We start from the raw sequence: 16780 nt of genomic DNA, 5'->3' as shown, positions 1-16780 counted from the left end.
GAGCGTATTCGGTTGAGGCGGGTTTGCTGGTCCGCAACTTGAACCAACCCGGGATGGTTCCAGTCGAAGCTGCAGCCGTTCAGCCCTATTTCGCCTTACGCGGTTCCTGAATCGCCCTGAGGTAGCTTACCACGGCCTCGGCGTCTTCGCGGCTGAATCGGGCCGTCGGCATGGCACGGTGAATGCTGCTGTAGCCGTCCTGGAGACGCTGCGTGAAGTCGGGGTCGTAGAGTTTGTTCTCGCCGAGATACCGGAACGGCGTTGCCAACGCGTTGGGGCTCGTGCCCGTCCGGCCGACCGCGTGGCACCGCGCGCACATCCGCTGCAGCATTGCTTCAACGCGGCGCTGTTCGAGGTCCAGGGCCTCACTCTCGCTGCTCCACAGAACACCAATGGCCAGCAGCGCCGGTGCGAACCTGTTCATCGCGCCCTCCGTCATTCCCAGCGCGAGGTTGCTTTGGCCCAGACGTAGAGTGTGATCAAGGCGATCGTGACTCCCGTCGAGAAGATCAGGATGCGGCGATCCCAATCGATCCGCTTCCCTTCGGCGCGGCTCAGATTGAGGGCCGTGAACAGGGCCTTCATGGCAAGTCGGCGCATCGGGAGCCCTCGCGACAAGGCACGATGCCACGGCTGCGATGCGCCGGCTTGATGCAGCTCAAGGGCGGGCCGCTACACCGCCGGCGGATTGCGGTCGGTGAAGGTCGTGCGCTGGTGCCAGTACGGATAGGGCAGCGTCACCTTGCTGGCCGCGTCGAGCTTTGCGATCTGGTCCTTGGTCAGGGACCAGCCGATTGCGCCGAGATTTTCGCGCAGCTGCGTCTCGTTGCGCGCGCCGATGATGAGCGTCGACACGGTCGGGCGCTGCAGCAGCCAGTTCAGCGCGATCTGCGTGACGCTCCTGCCGGTCTCCTTCGCGACCTCGTCGATGGCGTCGACGACGCGATAGACGTGCTCGTCCGGCACGGGCGGGCCGAACTCGGCGGTCTTGGGCAGGCGGCTGACCTCGGGCTTCGGCTGATCTCGGCGAATCTTGCCGGTGAGGCGTCCCCATCCGAGCGGCGACCAAACCACGGCACCTAATCCCTGGTCGAGGCCGAGCGGCATCAACTCCCATTCGTAATCGCGCCCGATCAGCGAATAATAGGTCTGGTTGGCGACGTAGCGCGGAAATCCGTGCTTGTCGGCAACAGAGAGCGACTTCATCAGGTGCCAGCCGGAAAAATTGGAAACGCCGACATAGCGGATCTTGCCGGCGCGCACGAGCACGTCGAGCGTCGAAAGCACCTCTTCGGGCGGAGTGAAGGCATCGAAGCCGTGCAGCTGGAACAGGTCGATGTGGTCGGTACCGAGCCGGCTCAGCGAAGCGTCGATGGCTGCGAGCAGATGCTGCCGTGACGAGCCGATATCGTTGGGACCATCGCCGAAGCGGAAGGTGGCCTTGGTCGAGATCAGCACCTTGTCCCGGCGGCCCTTGATGGCTTCGCCGAGCACCCGCTCGGACTCGCCGAGCGAATAGACGTCAGCGGTGTCGAACATCGACACGCCGGCCTCGAGGCAGATGTCCAGCAGGCGCCTCGCTTCGGTCGCATCCGTCGTGCCCCACGCCGCGAGGCGACCGACGCCGCCGAAAGTGCCGGTGCCAAGGCTCAGAGCGGGCACCATGAGGCCTGACCGGCCCAAGCGTCGGTATTCCATCGATATGCTCCCTGGCTGAGCGCTGTTTGCGGCGCGCGTCGGCGTTGGCCGATGGTAGCGCAGGGATTCGGCCCGGACCATTGCGCGCGCACATGGCGGCCCTGCGTTCAGTCGACGCGCTACGCCGTCGTGATTTGCAGGCTCGCGGCCGTGATCGCCGCGCGCGGCCGGACCTCAGCGACTAAGGTCGTCAAGAAGTCTCAGCACGTCGGCCGATGCCTCTTCGACGAGCGCGATTTCCCTGAGGGCGCCGGCGAGGTCGCCGTCCGCGAAAAGCTTCGCAGCCCGTTTTCCGTGGTCGTGAACAAGGGCGTGCGGCTTTTCGAGCGGTCCGAACGCCCGATGACCGCGCATCGTCAGAGATCCATCGCCGTAGTACCATTTGCCCAATCGGCAGGAATGATGATCTGCGAGTTCATCGGCCTTCAGCGTCGCGCGGCCGATCGCCATGTCTGCAAGGCGCTTCTTCCAGATGACGTGGTCCGCCTTGGCGAGCCGCGGAATCTTGTTGTCGAAAGACAGGCCGGCAATGTCCTGAAGCTGCCTTCCGGCGATCCCCTGGGAGACGTCGAGCTGAGAGGAAATGCTCTTGATCTGATCGACGTTCGCCAGCGTCATCCGCGCAATCGCCGCGATGCCTTCGGCCACTTCGCGAGACGCCTCGGTCTGCTGATTGAGGATGTTGGCGATCTCGTCCATGCCGCCCGTCAGGGTGACTGTCCGAGCTTCGACGCTGGACATCTCCTCGCCCAGTTGCGTAACGACGCCCTTGCTCTCGGCGGCCGCAGACTTGCAACCGGCCATGGCGGTTACGATGAGTTCGACCTCATCTCTCAGGCGCTGGATCCGCTCGCGAATGTCCTCGGTCGCCTTGCCGGTCTGTTGCGACAGTCCCTTGACCTCCGAGGCGACCACGGCAAAGCCACGTCCAGCTTCGCCGGCGCGTGCGGCTTCGATCGTCGCGTTCAGCGCCAGAAGGTTGGTTTGCCTTGCAATCGCATCGATCGAACCCACGATGGCGCCGATTTCTTCGGATGCGGCACTGAGGGCCAGGATCTTGTCCGACGCGTCGTTCGCAGTCGCCTCGACCCGCTCCATCGCCCTCGCTGCGAGCCGGACGGTGGACATTCCCTGTTCGGCGCCGACCTTCATCTGCGCGGCGCTTGCAGCCGCATCCTCGGCATTGGATCGGATCTGGCCCACCGAAGCGACCATCTCTTCGCTGGCAGCGGCGAGGGCTTGCGTGCGTTGATCGACTTCCCCGCAGGCGGTAAGCATCCGGGCTGCGGAAATCGCGGTTTCATTGCTCTGGACGTTGAGATCCACGATGGCGTCGAGCTTGTTGGAGGCATCACCGGCCAATCTCGCCGCGAGCTTCGAGACGGCCTTGGACAAGCGATCGTCTCCGTCGCAACCGGGTGCGAGGAAATTGCCTTCGGCCAAGGCCTCGATGTATGTCGCCAGAGCTTCGTCGCGGGCTTGCAACGCTATCAGTTGGTCCGGCGCGGCATTGGATACCTTCAGTGCGGCGATCGAGTGCTTGCGGTCGGCATTGGCGAACAGGGACATGCGGCTTTCCGGCAAGCTTGTGGACGAACCCCTTCATTTTAGGCGCCGAAGCTGAATGGCTCGTAAGCTTTCCTATCGGAATTCTGCAAACGGAGGGCGCTCGGCCGCGTGATGTCCCGAGGCGCGACATCGCTGCATCACAGCGTCGCCTTCGTGCCGGAAATCTCCAGGGACGCTCCCGCTGACCGAACTTAGTGACGCAGCTGGCTCTGCCTGAAATCGCGCGGCGACATGCCGAAATGGTCGCGGAAGACGCGCCCGAAATGCGAGAGGTCGTTGAAACCCCAGGCAAAGGCGATCTCGCTGATGTGGCGATGGACGAGCGCCGGCGAGGCGAGGTCGCGACGGCATTGCGCAAGGCGCTCGGCCAGCACGTAACGCTGAAACGAGGTCTGCTCGTCGGCGAGAAGGTCGTTCACGTAGCGCGGCGAGATGCCGAGCGCAGCCGCAGTGTCCGACAATGTCAGGTCGGGATCGGCCAGGTGGGCGCGGATGTGCGCCTTGAGCCGGAAGACCAGCGCGGAGCGGTGGGTCGAGGACGGCAGCGACGTCTTGCCCAGCCGTTCGCTCAGCGCCATCGCGAGCAGGTCGACGGCCTGTTCGGACAGGACGGCGGCGTTGCCAGGGGCGAGGCGGTCGGCGCTCTGGCAAAGCCGGAAGATGAAGTCATAGGCGAGCCGCTCGAGCGGTGCCTCGGCGCCGAACGACATCGCCGTCAACGTTTCACTGCCGTCGAGCCGGCGCCGCAACATCTCGTGCGGCACCTTGAAGATGGTCTGCGTGAAGGCGTCGTTGAACTTCAGCTCATAGGGTCGCGTGGTGTCGTAGAGCGCGAACTCGCCCGGATGGATCACGGTCTCGCGGCCGTCCTGCACCACCCCGCCGTCGCCGTGATGACCGAGCGCGACCAGGACAAAATCCTGATCGGAGCGCGCGATGCGGGAGGGCGTGCGGAGGACATGCTGACGGTCGGAGCAGACCTCGGAGCATGCGGCCTTGCCGAGCGGGACTTGCGTGACCGAGCCGCGAAAGGCGCTGCCGAGATCGGACTTGCAGTCGAGCCCGACGAAAACGTCGCAGACGATGTCCTGCCAGAGCGCGAGCCGCCGGTAGCCGGGGCTGCCGTCCGTCGTGAACTGGATTGGCATCTGGCCAGCCTCCCTTTTCCTGTCCAGCAACATCACCTGTGGGCGGATCCGGCGTGACCGGAGGCAAATCCCGTACCGGACCCGAAATCCTGGCCGGTCGAGTTTTTGTTCCGCCGCGGTCGAGCGTCCGGTCGCGCGCTTTGGCCCAATAGACTGCATCGGAGACGGCTTCCGATCAACCGGCAAGGGAGGCGGCAATGGGCATCGAACATCCGAAATACAAGGTGGCGGTGGTGCAGGCGGCGCCGGCCTGGCTCGATCTCGACGCCTCCATCGACAAGTCGATCGCGCTGATCAAAGAAGCAGCCGAGAAAGGGGCCAAGTTGATCGCCTTTCCGGAGGCCTTCATCCCCGGCTACCCCTGGCACATCTGGATGGATTCGCCGGCCTGGGCGATCGGGCGCGGCTTCGTGCAGCGCTATTTCGACAATTCGCTGTCTTATGACAGTCCGCAGGCCGCTCGGCTGCGCGATGCCGCGCGGACAGCAAGGCTCACCGCGGTGCTCGGCCTGTCCGAACGCGATGGCGGTAGCCTCTATCTGGCGCAATGGCTGATCGGGCCCGATGGCGAGACCATCGCCAAGCGCCGCAAGCTGCGGCCGACACATGCCGAGCGCACCGTCTACGGCGAGGGCGACGGTAGCGATCTCGCCGTGCACGCGAGGCCGGACATCGGCCGGATCGGCGCGCTGTGTTGTTGGGAGCATCTTCAGCCGCTGTCGAAATACGCGATGTACGCCCAGAACGAGCAGGTGCACGTCGCGGCCTGGCCGAGCTTCTCGCTCTACGACCCCTTCGCGCCGGCGCTTGGGGCGGAGGTCAACAACGCTGCCTCGCGCGTTTATGCAGTGGAGGGCTCCTGCTTCGTGCTCGCGCCCTGCGCGACGGTGTCGCAAGCGATGATCGACGAGCTCTGCGACCGGCCGGACAAGCACGCGCTGCTGCATGCCGGCGGCGGCTTTGCTGCGATCTACGGGCCGGACGGCAGCCAGATCGGCGACAAGCTCGCGCCGGACCAGGAGGGACTATTAATCGCCGAGATCGATCTCGGCGCCATCGGCGTCGCCAAGAACGCGGCGGATCCGGCCGGGCATTATTCGCGCCCCGACGTGACGCGGCTGCTGCTCAACAAGAAGCGGTATCAGCGCGTCGAGCAGTTCGCATTGCCGGCGGATGCCGTCGAGCCCACGGACATTGCCGCGGCGGCGAGCTGATCACCGGGGGCGAGGGGAGGGGACGATCATGGAATCTGCAATTCCTCAGCATCTCGAGACCGTGCGCACGCGCCACAAGCGCGTGCCTGATGATTACCAGCCGCCGTATCCGTCTTTCGTCGCGCGCTACAAACTGGCCGTGAGCCGCGTCGTGATGGCTTATTTCGGCGTGCAGTATTGCGGCCCGGCGCCGGCGGCCGCAATGGAGGCATTGCTTGAGATCGCGAAGCGCTTCTCGGCGGAGAGCGGGCCCTTGCATTGGGATCGCGCGCGCTATGTCGACCAGGCCGGCCATGAGACCATCGTTTCGGTTGGCTATTGGGACGACACCGCACGCTTCGACGCCTGGTTCGAACCGGCGCGCGCGGCATGGACCGGACGGCAGCGCGAGGGCGTCGGCACCTTCATCGAGGTGCTGCGTCCCGTTGTGGCACGGCACGAGACGTTGTTCTCCTCGCCCGACCGGACCGAGGGTATCGCGGCGATTGCCGGCGGCATGAGCGGAGAGGTGCAGGAGCACGCTTATTGGGGCGGCATGCGCGACCGTATTCCGCTGTCGCAAACCGACGCGATGGCGCCTGGCGGCGTGCCGGAGCTGATCCGGGACGGAGCGCGGCTACGGGTGGCGGCGCACGACAATCTCTGCCTGATCCGATCCGGACAGGATTGGAGCGATACCGCTGCGTCGGAGCGAAAGCTCTATCTCGACGATGTCGAGCCGGTGCTGCGCGAAGGCATGGATTTCCTACGCGACCAGGGGCTCGCAATCGGCTGCTATGCCAACCGCTACATGCAGGTGATTCAAGCCGATGGCAGCGTGAGCGAAAAGTCCTACGGCCAGAGTTGGTGGAAGAGCCTGGCGGCGTTGGAACGCTGGGCGGAGTCGCATCCGACCCATGTCAGGATTTTTGGTGCCGCGATGAAATATCTGTCGACGCTCGGGCCGTCAGCCAGGCTACGGCTCTATCACGAGGTCACGGTGGCAGCCGCGGACGAGCAGTTCTTCGAATACCGGGATTGTCATCCGAAGACAGGCATGCTGGCCGCGGTCGAGACGGTCGCCGCTTAGGCTACGCAATGGCCGAGCAGCTCGGGATGCGCGGCGCAGATGTGATGGGCGCCGGCGTCCCTGAGTTCGGCCTCGCTGCCATAGCCGTAGAGCACGCCGATTGCGGTCATGCCGTTGGTCCTGGCGCCGACCACGTCGTGGCTGCGGTCGCCGATCATGATGGCGCTGCCAGCATCGACCTTGGTCTCGTCGAGCGCGTAGCGCAGCAGGTCGCGCTTGTCGACGCGCGTGCCGTCAAGCTCGGAGCCGAACACGCGCTCGAAATAGGGCTTCAGGCCAAAATGATCGACGATGCGGGTGGCGTAGACCGCGGGCTTGCTGGTCGCAACGAACATGCGCTGGCCGGTCGCAGCGAGCGTCGTCAGCGTGTCCACGATGCCGGCATAGGCCTCGTTCTCGAACAGGCCGATATCGGAAAAACGCTCGCGATAGAGCAGCAGCGCGCGGTCGGCGAGTTCGTCGGTTCCTGTGAGCTTCTTGAGGCTGGCGTGCAGGGGCGGCCCGATGCACCAGGTCAGTTCGTCCTCGCTCGGCACCGCGACGTCCAGCCGCTCCAGCGCGAACTGGATCGAGCGCGTGATCCCCGGCTTCGGGTTGGTGAGCGTGCCGTCGAGATCAAAGAAGATTGTAACCATCAAGGGCAGGCCTAGGTTAAGAGCGCCGCCCCGTTACGCTGGCGTGACGCATAGCTGCGAATTGGCGGCTCCGAGTTCCTGCCACTATGTTTGACCATCGCGACAGGTCTGAAGAAGTACCGCCCAGAGCCACGGAACCTGGCATGACGTAAACGAGGCGGACCGCAGGCGCAACTCTCGACATGCAATGGCCCTTTACGCTGACATCGGGGCTGGCTGACGTCCTACGGCACTTTAAAAGCTCGCTATCCGCACAAGCAAAGCGTAGGGTCATCGCATCACCGCCCTTCCCACGGCTTCCATCGGTGACTGAGGGTCACGAGCGCTCCCGCCGACTGAGGAGGAGGGTGCATGCCTCGATTTCGTTTGGCCGATTGGATCGTGCCGCCGGTGATAGTGCCGCTGTTTCTGCTGCTCCTGATAGCGGCGGCGGCTCTCCTGCATGGATAAAGCGCTGCAACTGCAATATCTGGTCAGCGGTCGCGATCAAAGCGGATATGTCAGCTTGAGCCGCGATACGACCAGCGCTGCCCTGAAGAAGGCGCGGGAACTCTTGCAGGAAGGCTATCTCGATGTGCGCATATGCACACCCCAAGGCCGGCTGCTGCTCCCTGACGAGTTCGATGGGTTCGAGACATGAAAACCCTTTTGGTCGCATTGGCGCTCGGCACGTTTGCGCACGGCGCGCTCGCCGCTGAATCCGATTGTCGCGTAATCGAAAGCACCAGCGGACGTCTCGCCTGCTACGACGCCGCGTTCCCTCCGAAATTGAAGAAGCACAGTGCCGTGGAGAACGACGCATCCCGGCCTCCTTACAAGGACCCGTTCGTTGCAGAAGAGGCGCGAACCGCGGCGAAGCTGAAGAACATCTGCCGCGGTTGTTGAGGTGTTCACCGAGCGGCGCGGGCTTGGCAGACGACCGATGGCGCGAACAGGCGCCGTGAACAGGAGGATCTGCCATGCTTGAATCGAACACCAGATGACCATCGAGCATGCCTTGGTCGAGATCGCTCGCAAACCCTGGGGCCGCCTCGATTTGCGACCCTGGAGCAGCATCGACGCCTCGACTGATCCAATCGGAGAGTTGTGGCTGGAGCGGATGGACAAGAGCACGCCCAATCCGGCACTTTTGCTCAAGCTGCTGTTCACCAGCCAGCCCTTGTCGATCCAGGTTCATCCTGATGATGCATTCGCGTGCTCGATCGGCTTGCCGAACGGGAAAACCGAGGCGTGGTACATCCTTTCGGCGCTGCCGGGCGCGCGGATTGCGCTGGGATTGAATCGGCATCTCACGCAGCAAGAGTTGCGCGCAGCCGTCAAGGACGGCTCGATTGCGGACCTCGTGCAATGGCGTCCTGTGGCGCAAGGCGATGTCATCTTCGTTCCCGGCGGTACGATCCACGCGATCGGCGCCGATATCGTGCTCGCCGAAATCCAGCAGCGGAGCGACACGACATTTCGCCTGTTCGACTTTGGCCGGCATCGCGAGTTGCATGAGGACAGTGTCGTGGCTGCCTCCGAAGCCGGGCCACCTCCGACACAACCGCCTCCGAGACGCCTCACCGAAGCGCGCGTGGTTCTGGTCGCGAGTTCGCAATTCGTGTTCGAGCGGATCGACCTTCGGGCGAATTCGCTTTGGGGACTCCAGACTGATCGGGAAGCCTGGGTTCTCGTGATCGAGGGGGAGGGACGCATCGGACGGGCCAATGCCACTGTCGGGGACGCTATCTTCATTGAGTCCGATAGCGCCGGCATCGATGTCGGCTCGAGCGGGATGAGCATCCTGATCGCCTATCCGGGACCGGACCCAATTGCGTCCCTGCTGCAGGAGCGCTGCGAACGCATGACAAGACCCAGCGACGCTCTCTCCGGCAGTGAAACCATCGAGGTGCTGACATGACGCCGCTCCGCCGTATCGCCGTCATCGGCAACTCGTTGCCTCGCCGGTGCGGAATTGCGACCTATACGACCGACCTGAAGAACGCGATAGCGATTGCGCGCCCGGACTTGGAGGCTTGCATCGTGGCGATGACCGATCGCGGCCAGACCTATGATTATCCTCCAGCGGTCGCCTTCCAGATCCAGGAGGGCAACATCGAAGACTACATGCGTGCCGCGGACTTCCTCAACGCCGGTCAGTTCGACGCCGTGTGCCTGCAGCACGAATTCGGCATTTTCGGCGGTGAAGCCGGCGCCCATATCCTGGTGTTGCTGTCACGCCTTGCCATGCCGGTGGTGACGACATTCCATACGGTGCTGGACAAGCCGTCACCGGCGCAACGGACGGTCATGGAGCGCATCATCGATGCGTCGGCGAAGGTCGTGGTGATGGCCCACAAGGGCCGCGAGTTGCTGCGCGACGTCTACCGGGTGCCCGACGACAAGATCGAGGTCATCCCCCACGGCATTCCCGATGTCGCCTTCGTCGAACCCGATGCCGCAAAGGCCAGGCTCGGATTTGAACAAAAATCGGTGATCCTGACATTCGGCCTGCTGTCGCCCAACAAGGGCATCGACGTGATGATCGATGCGATGCCTTCGATCTTGAAGCGCTGCGAGAACGCATTGTACGTCGTGCTCGGCGCGACGCACCCCAACCTGGTTCGGAACGAGGGCGAAGCCTATCGCGAACGTTTGATGGCGCGGGTTCGCGTACTCGGAATAGACGATCACGTGGTGTTCCTCGACCGGTTCGCCGATTTGGCGACGCTCCTCGAATTCATCTCGATGTGCGACGTCTATGTCACGCCTTATCTCAACGAGGCTCAGATGACGTCGGGCACCCTGGCCTACAGCTTTGGAATGGGGAAGCCGGTTGTCTCGACTCCCTATTGGCACGCACGCGAGCTGCTTGCTGACGAGTGCGGAGTCCTGGTGCCGTTCGGCGACGCTGCAGCGATCGGCAGCGAGATCGCCAACCTGCTGACCGACGCCGCGCGCCGGCAGGCGATGTCCCGGCGCGCCTATGCGGCGAGCCGGACCATGACATGGGAGCGGGTGGCTGAGCGCTACGCGGCCGTCTTCGAGAATGCTCGGCTGGGACATCGGTTGAAGGTCTTCGTGCGCCCCGAGGCGAGCGCGCCGGAAATTCGTAGTCCCGCGCCCCCCGATATGCAGATCGGCTACTTTCTATCGATGTGCGATGATGTCGGCCTGTTTCAGCATGCGGTACATTCGGTGCCCGATCGCGCGCACGGCTATTGCGTCGATGACAATGCGCGAGCGTTGCTTCTCGCCTGCGCCCTCAACGGTCCGGGCGAACGGCCGCTGCCGGATGTCCTGACGACCCGATTTGCAGCCTTCGTACAGCATGCCTGGAATCCCGACACCAGGCAGTTTCGCAACTTCATGGGCTTCAATCGAACCTGGCTCGAGGACAGGGGCTCCGAAGACAGTCACGGACGGACGCTATGGGCGTTGGGCGAAGCCGCGCGCAGAGACGCGAGCCCGGCCCGGCGCCTGTGGGCCGGTGCCTTGTTCGCCCAGGCATTGTCGATCGCGGAGAGCTTCCGCTCGCCTCGGGCGTGGTCGTTCACGCTGCTGGGTCTGGACGCCTACTGCGCCGTAGCGCCGGACGATGTTCACGCCAGGGAGGTCCGGCATTCCCTGGCCGACAGGTTGATGTCCTGCCTGGCGTCGGTCGAGACGCCGGATTGGATATGGTTCGAGGAGGGGCTGGCCTACGACAACGCGCGATTGCCGCAGGCCCTGATCCTCACGGGCATGGCGACACAGATGCCTGATTATCTCGATGCCGGATTGAGGTCTCTGCGCTGGCTCATGACGCAGCAAACGTCCGCGGCGGGCCATTTCCGGCCGGTCGGTACCGCTGGCTTCGGAGAGCAGCGGCAGCCCCCTCGTGCCTTCGATCAGCAGCCGGTGGAGGCGACGGCGACGATTGCCGCGTGCTTGGCCGCGTGGCGTGGCGACGGCGATGCCGAATGGAAAGCCCTGGCCATGCGAGCCTTCGCGTGGTTTCTTGGCAGGAATGATCTCTCGGTGGCGCTGGTCGATCCGATCGCCGGCAGCTGCCGTGATGGATTGCACCCCGACCGTGCGAACGAAAACCGCGGGGGCGAGTCGGTCGTTTGCTATCTCCTTGCCCTTGCCGAGATGCGTCAGCTCGCGCGTGCCCAGAGCCTGATGACGAAACCCGCACCCTTGCGCGCCGTCGGCGCCTGATTTCTTCCCTCCCAATTCAACTAGCCGAGGATACCGTGCCACACGCTTCTTTCCTGAACCGGCAGGGGCTGCATCTGCGCCCCGATCCGGCACGAGTCATCGTGCGGCCGTTCAAGCCGGCAACCGAGCCCCGCGACTTGAACCCGACCGACAAGCGGCGCGCAAACCATATCGTCGACCGGGTTCTGGCGCTTAATTCGGAAGCCGTCGCCGCGCAGCTGGCGGACGTCCTGGACAATTTCGAGGGGCGACATCGTAACTTGCTGGAGACGTTCGAGGCCCGCGCCGACGAAATGGAGGATGCTTTCGAAGCGCACGGCCTCTTCTCGAAGTCCCAGCGTCAGCTGATCGGCGCCTATTTTCTCAGTGAGTATTCGTTCGAAGCCTCCGCCTTGTTCAACCCCAGTATCGTCCCGCACCCCGATCAATCGGCGGCACCAAAGGGAGGCTTGCGCTTCATCATCAGTCTCCGGGCCGTCGGCGAGGGCCATGTGTCGTCATTGACGTTTCGCACCGGAACGATTGCGGCTGACGGAAGCCTGGCCGTCGATCCGACGGCGCGTCTTGCCTCGGTTCCTCGCATCAGCCATCGCGCATCCGGGCCGGATGGCGATCGTGTGGAATTGATGTTCGGACCCGAGCAAGACCTCAGCGAGCGCGTCATCTTTCCCGTGACCGATTCCCAATCCAACGGCATCGAGGATGCGCGCTTCGTCAAATTCAGCGACGGCGGTCGAGAGACCTACTATGCGACCTATACGGCGTATAGCGGACGGGCGATCCGGTCCGAGTTGATCGAAACCCGTGACTTCATGTCATTTCGAATGACACCTCTGCGAGGGGCCGCCGCACAGAACAAGGGCATGGCGCTATTTCCAGGCAAGATCGACGGCCGCTACGCAATGATAGGCCGGCAGGACAATGAGAATCTATATCTGCTTTACTCGGACGACCTCCATACGTGGGAGGGCGGCCGGCTCCTTCTGAAGCCGCAATTTCCATGGGAGTTCGTCCAGATCGGCAATTGCGGGTCGCCGGTCGAGCTCGACGAGGGTTGGCTACTGCTGACCCACGGCGTCGGCCCGATCCGCAAGTACTCGATCGGGGCAGCACTGCTCGACAAACATGACCCATCGAAGGTGCTGGCGCGTTCGCGCGAGCCGCTGTTGCGGCCGGACCCGTCCGAGCGCGAAGGGTATGTTCCCAACGTCGTCTACACCTGCGGCGCGATGAGGCACAATGACCAGATCATCCTGCCATATGCCGTGTCCGACACATTCTCTAATTTCGCGACGATCAAGATTGCGGCGCTCTTGGATACGATGCGGCGCTGAGCGCGCTTCGCAATCGTCGACGTTATCTGGATCCGACAACGGGCAAAGGAGGCTTCGTGATGCGAGCAACAACCTACGTGGTGCAGGCATTCAATGCCGGCAAGGGTGGAAACCTGAAAGCCGACGCACCGATCGTCTGCAAATCGGAAAGTGGCGCTCTGCGAACCGCGGAGAGGCTGGCCCTCAGCAAGCTCGGCGTGGTTGCGTTCTCGTCCAGCGGCGATCCGGAAATGGGGGACTATGACGATGAACCCGTCGTGTTCTTCCGGAAGGGCGAACTGCCTCCGGGCCTCGACTGAGAATTTGGCCGGCATCGGACAAATCTGCGCAGAGGAGACTCCATGAGCGAGCGACTTGAGACACTGAAGAAGGCCCGTGATCGCATGATCGAGGACAGGGACGCGCATGCGAAAGTGCTTGCGGCGCCTTTCGAGCGCGAAACGGCCGAGCGGGCGCGCAACAAGTTCGTCGAATATCAGGCGCTGATCGACGCCCTTGACCGCGCCATCGGCGGCGAAAGCCTGGTTCCGGTCAAGAATTGACGACGAGAGGCGAGGCAGGTTGCCGTTCCGGCGCAGTGAGCCGGGGGCACGCCAACAGCGAGCGCGCGCGCGTCATTGCTGCCGGGCCCATTCGACGATCGCGGCGGCGTCCGCGCCGGCCTGCGTCTCCCAGGCGGTGACCGTGGCCGTCGCAGCCTTCCGGAGCGCGGCGAGGAGAGATTGCGGCGCCGGGTCGGCGATGGCGACGCCATTGTCGCGCATGCGCGCATAATTCTCGGAGGTGCGGTGGGCCAATAGCGCGAACTGGCTTTGCTCGGTTTCCGCGGCCGCGGCCAGCACCTCGCGCTGCATCGGCTCGGACAGAGCGGCAAAGACGTCGTTGCGGACGAACGCGATCGAGACCGGCATCGCGTAATTGATGGCGGTGAAGTGCGGCAGGAAGTCCCAGAGCTTGCGCCCCGCGCCGCCGTCACCGGAGGTGAGAAACGCGTTCAGCCGATGCTCCTTCAAACCCGCCAACGCGGCATCCATCGGCAGGAACTGCGCATTGGCGCCGGCCGCGCGCATGACCTCGCTGGAATTGGTATCGTAGGCCCGCAAGTTCAGCGCCGGCAGGTCGTCCGCGCCTTGGAGCGCACGTTCCGACCACAGGCCGGTGGCCGGCCAGATCGTCACGTAAAGCAGCTTGAGGCCGCGCGCCGCCAGCGCCTTCTCGTAGAGCGGGCGCGCCCGCAGATTGGTGGCACGGGCGATTTCGGCCGACTGTACGAGGAACGGCAGGGTGGACAATCCGAGGACCGGATCGACCCCGGAGAGCGCGCCCGCAAAAGCATCGCCGCCGGCGATCCGGCCATCGAGCGCGGCGCGCGGCATCTCGCCGGAATTGATTTTGAGCCGGTTGTCGAAGGCGTTTGTCACGGTCACGACACCGTTCGTACGCTCGGACACGCGGCTGGCAAAGGTCACAAGTCCGATCCCGGAGATGTTAGTCTCGGGGTATTCCGTGGTCATCTGCCAGGTTATCTGAGAGGTGCCCGGAGAGGTCACCTGGGCGACCGCCGGCGCGAGGCTCAGCACCAGTGCGACCAGGGCGAATATGACGCGGATCCGTTTGACGGGGTAACGCATTGGGAGAGGCAGGTCAGGCAGCATATTGGCAGCTTATCGAACCATGGCAGGATGCCACAACTGGGCAGATGATCTTGTTGCATGCCGCACCGGGGCGCGCCACAGCGCGGCGTGCCCTTGGTTGAGGCGGATTGCATGGCCCGTCATCGCCGCGCTGCTTGTCTCGACGATTCCGGCACTGGCGGCGGATGATCCGCCCGCAAAGCCCGACACCACGGTACCTAGCGCGGAGCAGCCCGCGAAACCGCCGGAGAAATCCGATGCGCGCGAGAGCGACACGCGGGAGTCGATCTGCCTGATCGTGGAAGCCGCCGCGCGCGATGCCAATCTCCCGCTGGAATTCTTCGCCCGGGTGATCTGGCAGGAGAGCCGCTTCCAGCCTGATGCGGTCGGCCCCACGACACGCAGCGGCGCCCAAGCACAGGGGATCGCGCAGTTCATGCCGGGCACGGCAAGCGAGCGCGGGCTGCTCAATCCGTTCAATCCGGTTCAGGCATTGCCGAAATCGGCGGAATTCCTCAACGAGCTGCGCAACCAGTTCGGCAATCTCGGTCTTGCCGCGGCGGCGTACAATGCCGGCCCGCGGCGCGTACAGGAATGGCTCGCCGGCACCGGCGGAATGCCGGAGCAGACCCGTAACTACGTCCTCGCCATCACCGGCACGAGCGTCGATGCCTGGGCCAAGGCAGGCGCCACCGGAAAGGGACCGCCGAGCGCGCCGCCGACGAGCTGCCGCGACCTGATGGCACTGCTCAAGCGCGCGCCGAATGCCTTCGTGGCCGAGCTCGAGCAGCATGTCGAGCTCGCCGCCGCCAAGGCCTGGGGCGTGCAGCTCGCCGCAGGCTTCGACCGCAACAGGGCGCTGGCGATGTATTCCCGCGCGGTCACCCGGCTCGGCTCAGCGATCGGCGAGCGCGATCCGAGCCTGCTGAGTTCGGTGATGCGCAGCCGCGGCACACGTGCGTTCTATCAGGTCCGGATCGGCGCAGACACGCGCAGCGAGGCGGATGATCTCTGCAACCGGATCAGGAAGGCGGGCGGGGCTTGCTTCGTGCTGAAGAACAAGGGTCTGAGCGGGTAGGGCGGCGGTGAGGGGCGTCGCGCATGCCAGCCCCGCCGCGTGCTTCCTTGACGCGAGCCGCCGTATTGCCCGTTATGCGGGCACGATTCCGCAACCCATCCAAAAAGCTCCGTGGCACTTCCCCCACTCGACTCACCGCAATGGAATAGTTCCTGGCTTGCCTTCGGCTGGGGGCTCCGCTCGGTCACGCAGACGATCCTCACGCTCGTCCTGTTCGCGACCTATCTCGGCATCGGCGCGCTCGCCCACGACACTCATTTCAGCCTGCTCTGGGCGCTCTGCTCGACGCTGTTCGTCTGGGCCGGTCCGGCGCAGATCATCCTGATCACCACGCTCGGCTCGGGCGCCACCATCATCCAGTCGGCGATCGCGGTCACCGTGAGCGCCATCAGGCTGTTTCCGATGGTGGTTTCGGTACTGCCCTTGATGCGAACGCCGACCACCAAACGGCGTGAGCTGTTCTTCGCGGCGCATCTCACGGCCGTGACGCTGTGGGTCGAATGCCATCGCTTCCTGCCGCTCGTGCCGCGGGAGCGGCGGATCGCCTTCGTCAACGGACTTGGCTTTGGTCTGGTCTCGGTATGTCTCACCGCCAACACGGTGGGCTATTTCCTCGCCGCCAACCTGACGCAGACGCTTGGCGCCGCGATCTTGATGCTGACGCCGCTGTCCTTCCTGTTCTCGACTGCGCGCAACAGCCGCGAAGCCGCCGATGTGGTCGCGCTGACGCTCGGTGTTTTGCTCTATCCGCTGGCCGCGAAGATGAACTCCGGCGTCGACATTCTCGTCAGCGGGCTCGCGGCCGGTACCATCGCCTATGGCGTGCACTGGTGGCGGGAGGTGCGCGCATGAGCTACGCGCAGCTGATCGGCGACTGGCAGGCGCTCGCCGTGCTGTTCGTCGCCGGCGTCGTTCCCAACCAGATCTGGCGTATGCTCGGCCTATGGTTCGGCGGCGGCCTCGACGAGGGCTCCGAACTGCTTGTCTGGGTGCGGGCGGTCGCAACCGCGATCCTGGCCGGCGTCATTGCCCAGATCGTGGTCGAGCCGCCGGGTGCGCTCGCAAGCGTGCCGGATGCCCTGCGTTATGGCGCGGTTGGCGCCGGCCTCGTCGTATTCCTGCTGACCCGCCGTTCGATCTTTGCCGGTGTTGTGACCGGCGAAGTCTTCATGCTGGCCGGCAAGTGGTGGTTGGGCTAAAATCCTACCCACCAGCAAGG

19 protein-coding genes are annotated in these 16780 nt (G+C 64.3%); 12 read left to right on the top strand and 7 right to left on the bottom strand.

Annotated elements, in window-relative coordinates; all coding sequences use genetic code 11:
• Nucleotides 1–85: 85 nt before the first annotated feature.
• From JQ580_RS25750 to JQ580_RS25730, 5 genes are all read right to left on the bottom strand, one after another.
• Complete coding sequence (locus tag JQ580_RS25750; protein WP_212282989.1) at nt 86–424, bottom strand: c-type cytochrome; 339 nt, start codon at nt 422–424, stop codon at nt 86–88.
• Between the two features lie 11 nt (nt 425–435).
• Entirely contained in the window at nt 436–600 is a 165-nt protein-coding gene (locus JQ580_RS25745; protein ID WP_212282988.1) for a hypothetical protein, read from the bottom strand.
• Nucleotides 601–672: 72 nt separating this feature from the next.
• Entirely contained in the window at nt 673–1698 is a 1026-nt protein-coding gene (locus tag JQ580_RS25740) for an aldo/keto reductase (protein ID WP_212282987.1), read from the bottom strand.
• 174 nt (nt 1699–1872) lie between these two features.
• Nucleotides 1873–3267 (bottom strand): methyl-accepting chemotaxis protein, encoded by a 1395-nt coding sequence (locus JQ580_RS25735; RefSeq protein ID WP_212282986.1) that lies wholly within the window; start codon nt 3265–3267, stop codon nt 1873–1875.
• 191 nt (nt 3268–3458) lie between these two features.
• On the bottom strand, nt 3459–4415 hold the full coding sequence (locus JQ580_RS25730; protein ID WP_212282985.1) for an AraC-like ligand-binding domain-containing protein: 957 nt from the start codon (nt 4413–4415) through the stop codon (nt 3459–3461).
• 197 nt (nt 4416–4612) lie between these two features.
• On the opposite strand from JQ580_RS25730, the gene JQ580_RS25725 reads away from it, so the two are divergent.
• Nucleotides 4613–5629, top strand: coding sequence for a carbon-nitrogen hydrolase family protein (locus tag JQ580_RS25725; RefSeq protein WP_212282984.1), 1017 nt, complete (start codon nt 4613–4615; stop codon nt 5627–5629).
• A 28-nt stretch (nt 5630–5657) separates the two neighbouring features.
• Complete coding sequence (locus JQ580_RS25720) at nt 5658–6698, top strand: phenylacetaldoxime dehydratase family protein (RefSeq protein WP_212282983.1); 1041 nt, start codon at nt 5658–5660, stop codon at nt 6696–6698.
• Here the strand turns inward: JQ580_RS25720 and JQ580_RS25715 are convergent.
• The gene (locus JQ580_RS25715; RefSeq protein ID WP_212282982.1) at nt 6695–7333 is read right to left on the bottom strand and encodes an HAD family hydrolase; all 639 of its coding nucleotides are present in this window, start codon (nt 7331–7333) and stop codon (nt 6695–6697) included. The two genes, JQ580_RS25720 and JQ580_RS25715, sit on opposite strands and share 4 nt — an antisense overlap.
• A gap of 442 nt (nt 7334–7775) precedes the next feature.
• On the opposite strand from JQ580_RS25715, the gene JQ580_RS25710 reads away from it, so the two are divergent.
• From JQ580_RS25710 to JQ580_RS25680, 7 genes are all read left to right on the top strand, one after another.
• On the top strand, nt 7776–7973 hold the full coding sequence (locus JQ580_RS25710; RefSeq protein WP_249134424.1) for a hypothetical protein: 198 nt from the start codon (nt 7776–7778) through the stop codon (nt 7971–7973).
• Between the two features lie 8 nt (nt 7974–7981).
• Nucleotides 7982–8218, top strand: a complete 237-nt coding sequence (locus JQ580_RS25705) for a type VI secretion system-associated protein TagO (RefSeq protein ID WP_249134423.1) — start codon at nt 7982–7984, stop codon at nt 8216–8218.
• Between the two features lie 214 nt (nt 8219–8432).
• Complete coding sequence (locus JQ580_RS25700) at nt 8433–9233, top strand: class I mannose-6-phosphate isomerase (RefSeq protein WP_249134422.1); 801 nt, start codon at nt 8433–8435, stop codon at nt 9231–9233.
• On the top strand, nt 9230–11515 hold the full coding sequence (locus JQ580_RS25695) for a glycosyltransferase family 4 protein (protein ID WP_212282979.1): 2286 nt from the start codon (nt 9230–9232) through the stop codon (nt 11513–11515). Before JQ580_RS25700 ends, JQ580_RS25695 begins: the two co-directional genes overlap by 4 nt.
• 35 nt (nt 11516–11550) lie before the next feature.
• Nucleotides 11551–12849 carry a glycoside hydrolase family 130 protein gene (locus JQ580_RS25690; protein WP_212283013.1) on the top strand — a complete coding sequence of 433 codons (1299 nt, stop codon included), beginning with the start codon at nt 11551–11553 and terminating at the stop codon, nt 12847–12849.
• Between the two features lie 59 nt (nt 12850–12908).
• Nucleotides 12909–13148 carry a hypothetical protein gene (locus tag JQ580_RS25685; RefSeq protein ID WP_249134421.1) on the top strand — a complete coding sequence of 80 codons (240 nt, stop codon included), beginning with the start codon at nt 12909–12911 and terminating at the stop codon, nt 13146–13148.
• Nucleotides 13149–13190: 42 nt separating this feature from the next.
• A complete protein-coding gene (locus JQ580_RS25680) occupies nt 13191–13391 on the top strand; it encodes a hypothetical protein (RefSeq protein ID WP_212282977.1) in 201 nt (66 codons plus the stop codon).
• 72 nt (nt 13392–13463) lie between these two features.
• On the opposite strand, the gene JQ580_RS25675 is transcribed toward JQ580_RS25680, so the two are convergent.
• Nucleotides 13464–14504, bottom strand: coding sequence for a TRAP transporter substrate-binding protein (locus JQ580_RS25675; RefSeq protein ID WP_212282976.1), 1041 nt, complete (start codon nt 14502–14504; stop codon nt 13464–13466).
• A 19-nt stretch (nt 14505–14523) separates the two neighbouring features.
• Between JQ580_RS25675 and JQ580_RS25670 the strand changes: the two genes are divergently transcribed.
• From JQ580_RS25670 to JQ580_RS25660, 3 genes are all read left to right on the top strand, one after another.
• A complete protein-coding gene (locus JQ580_RS25670; protein WP_409363232.1) occupies nt 14524–15561 on the top strand; it encodes a transglycosylase SLT domain-containing protein in 1038 nt (345 codons plus the stop codon).
• Between the two features lie 111 nt (nt 15562–15672).
• Nucleotides 15673–16413 (top strand): AzlC family ABC transporter permease, encoded by a 741-nt coding sequence (locus tag JQ580_RS25665; protein ID WP_212282974.1) that lies wholly within the window; start codon nt 15673–15675, stop codon nt 16411–16413.
• Nucleotides 16410–16760 (top strand): AzlD domain-containing protein, encoded by a 351-nt coding sequence (locus JQ580_RS25660; RefSeq protein WP_212282973.1) that lies wholly within the window; start codon nt 16410–16412, stop codon nt 16758–16760. Before JQ580_RS25665 ends, JQ580_RS25660 begins: the two co-directional genes overlap by 4 nt.
• Nucleotides 16761–16780 lie beyond the last annotated feature (20 nt).

It is taken from the genome of Bradyrhizobium sp. SZCCT0148, assembly GCF_018129985.1.
Taxonomy (GTDB): Bacteria; Pseudomonadota; Alphaproteobacteria; order Rhizobiales; family Xanthobacteraceae; genus Bradyrhizobium; species Bradyrhizobium japonicum_H.
Note: the sequence above shows the minus strand (reverse complement) of the source record. Positions and strands in the feature narration are given on the sequence as shown.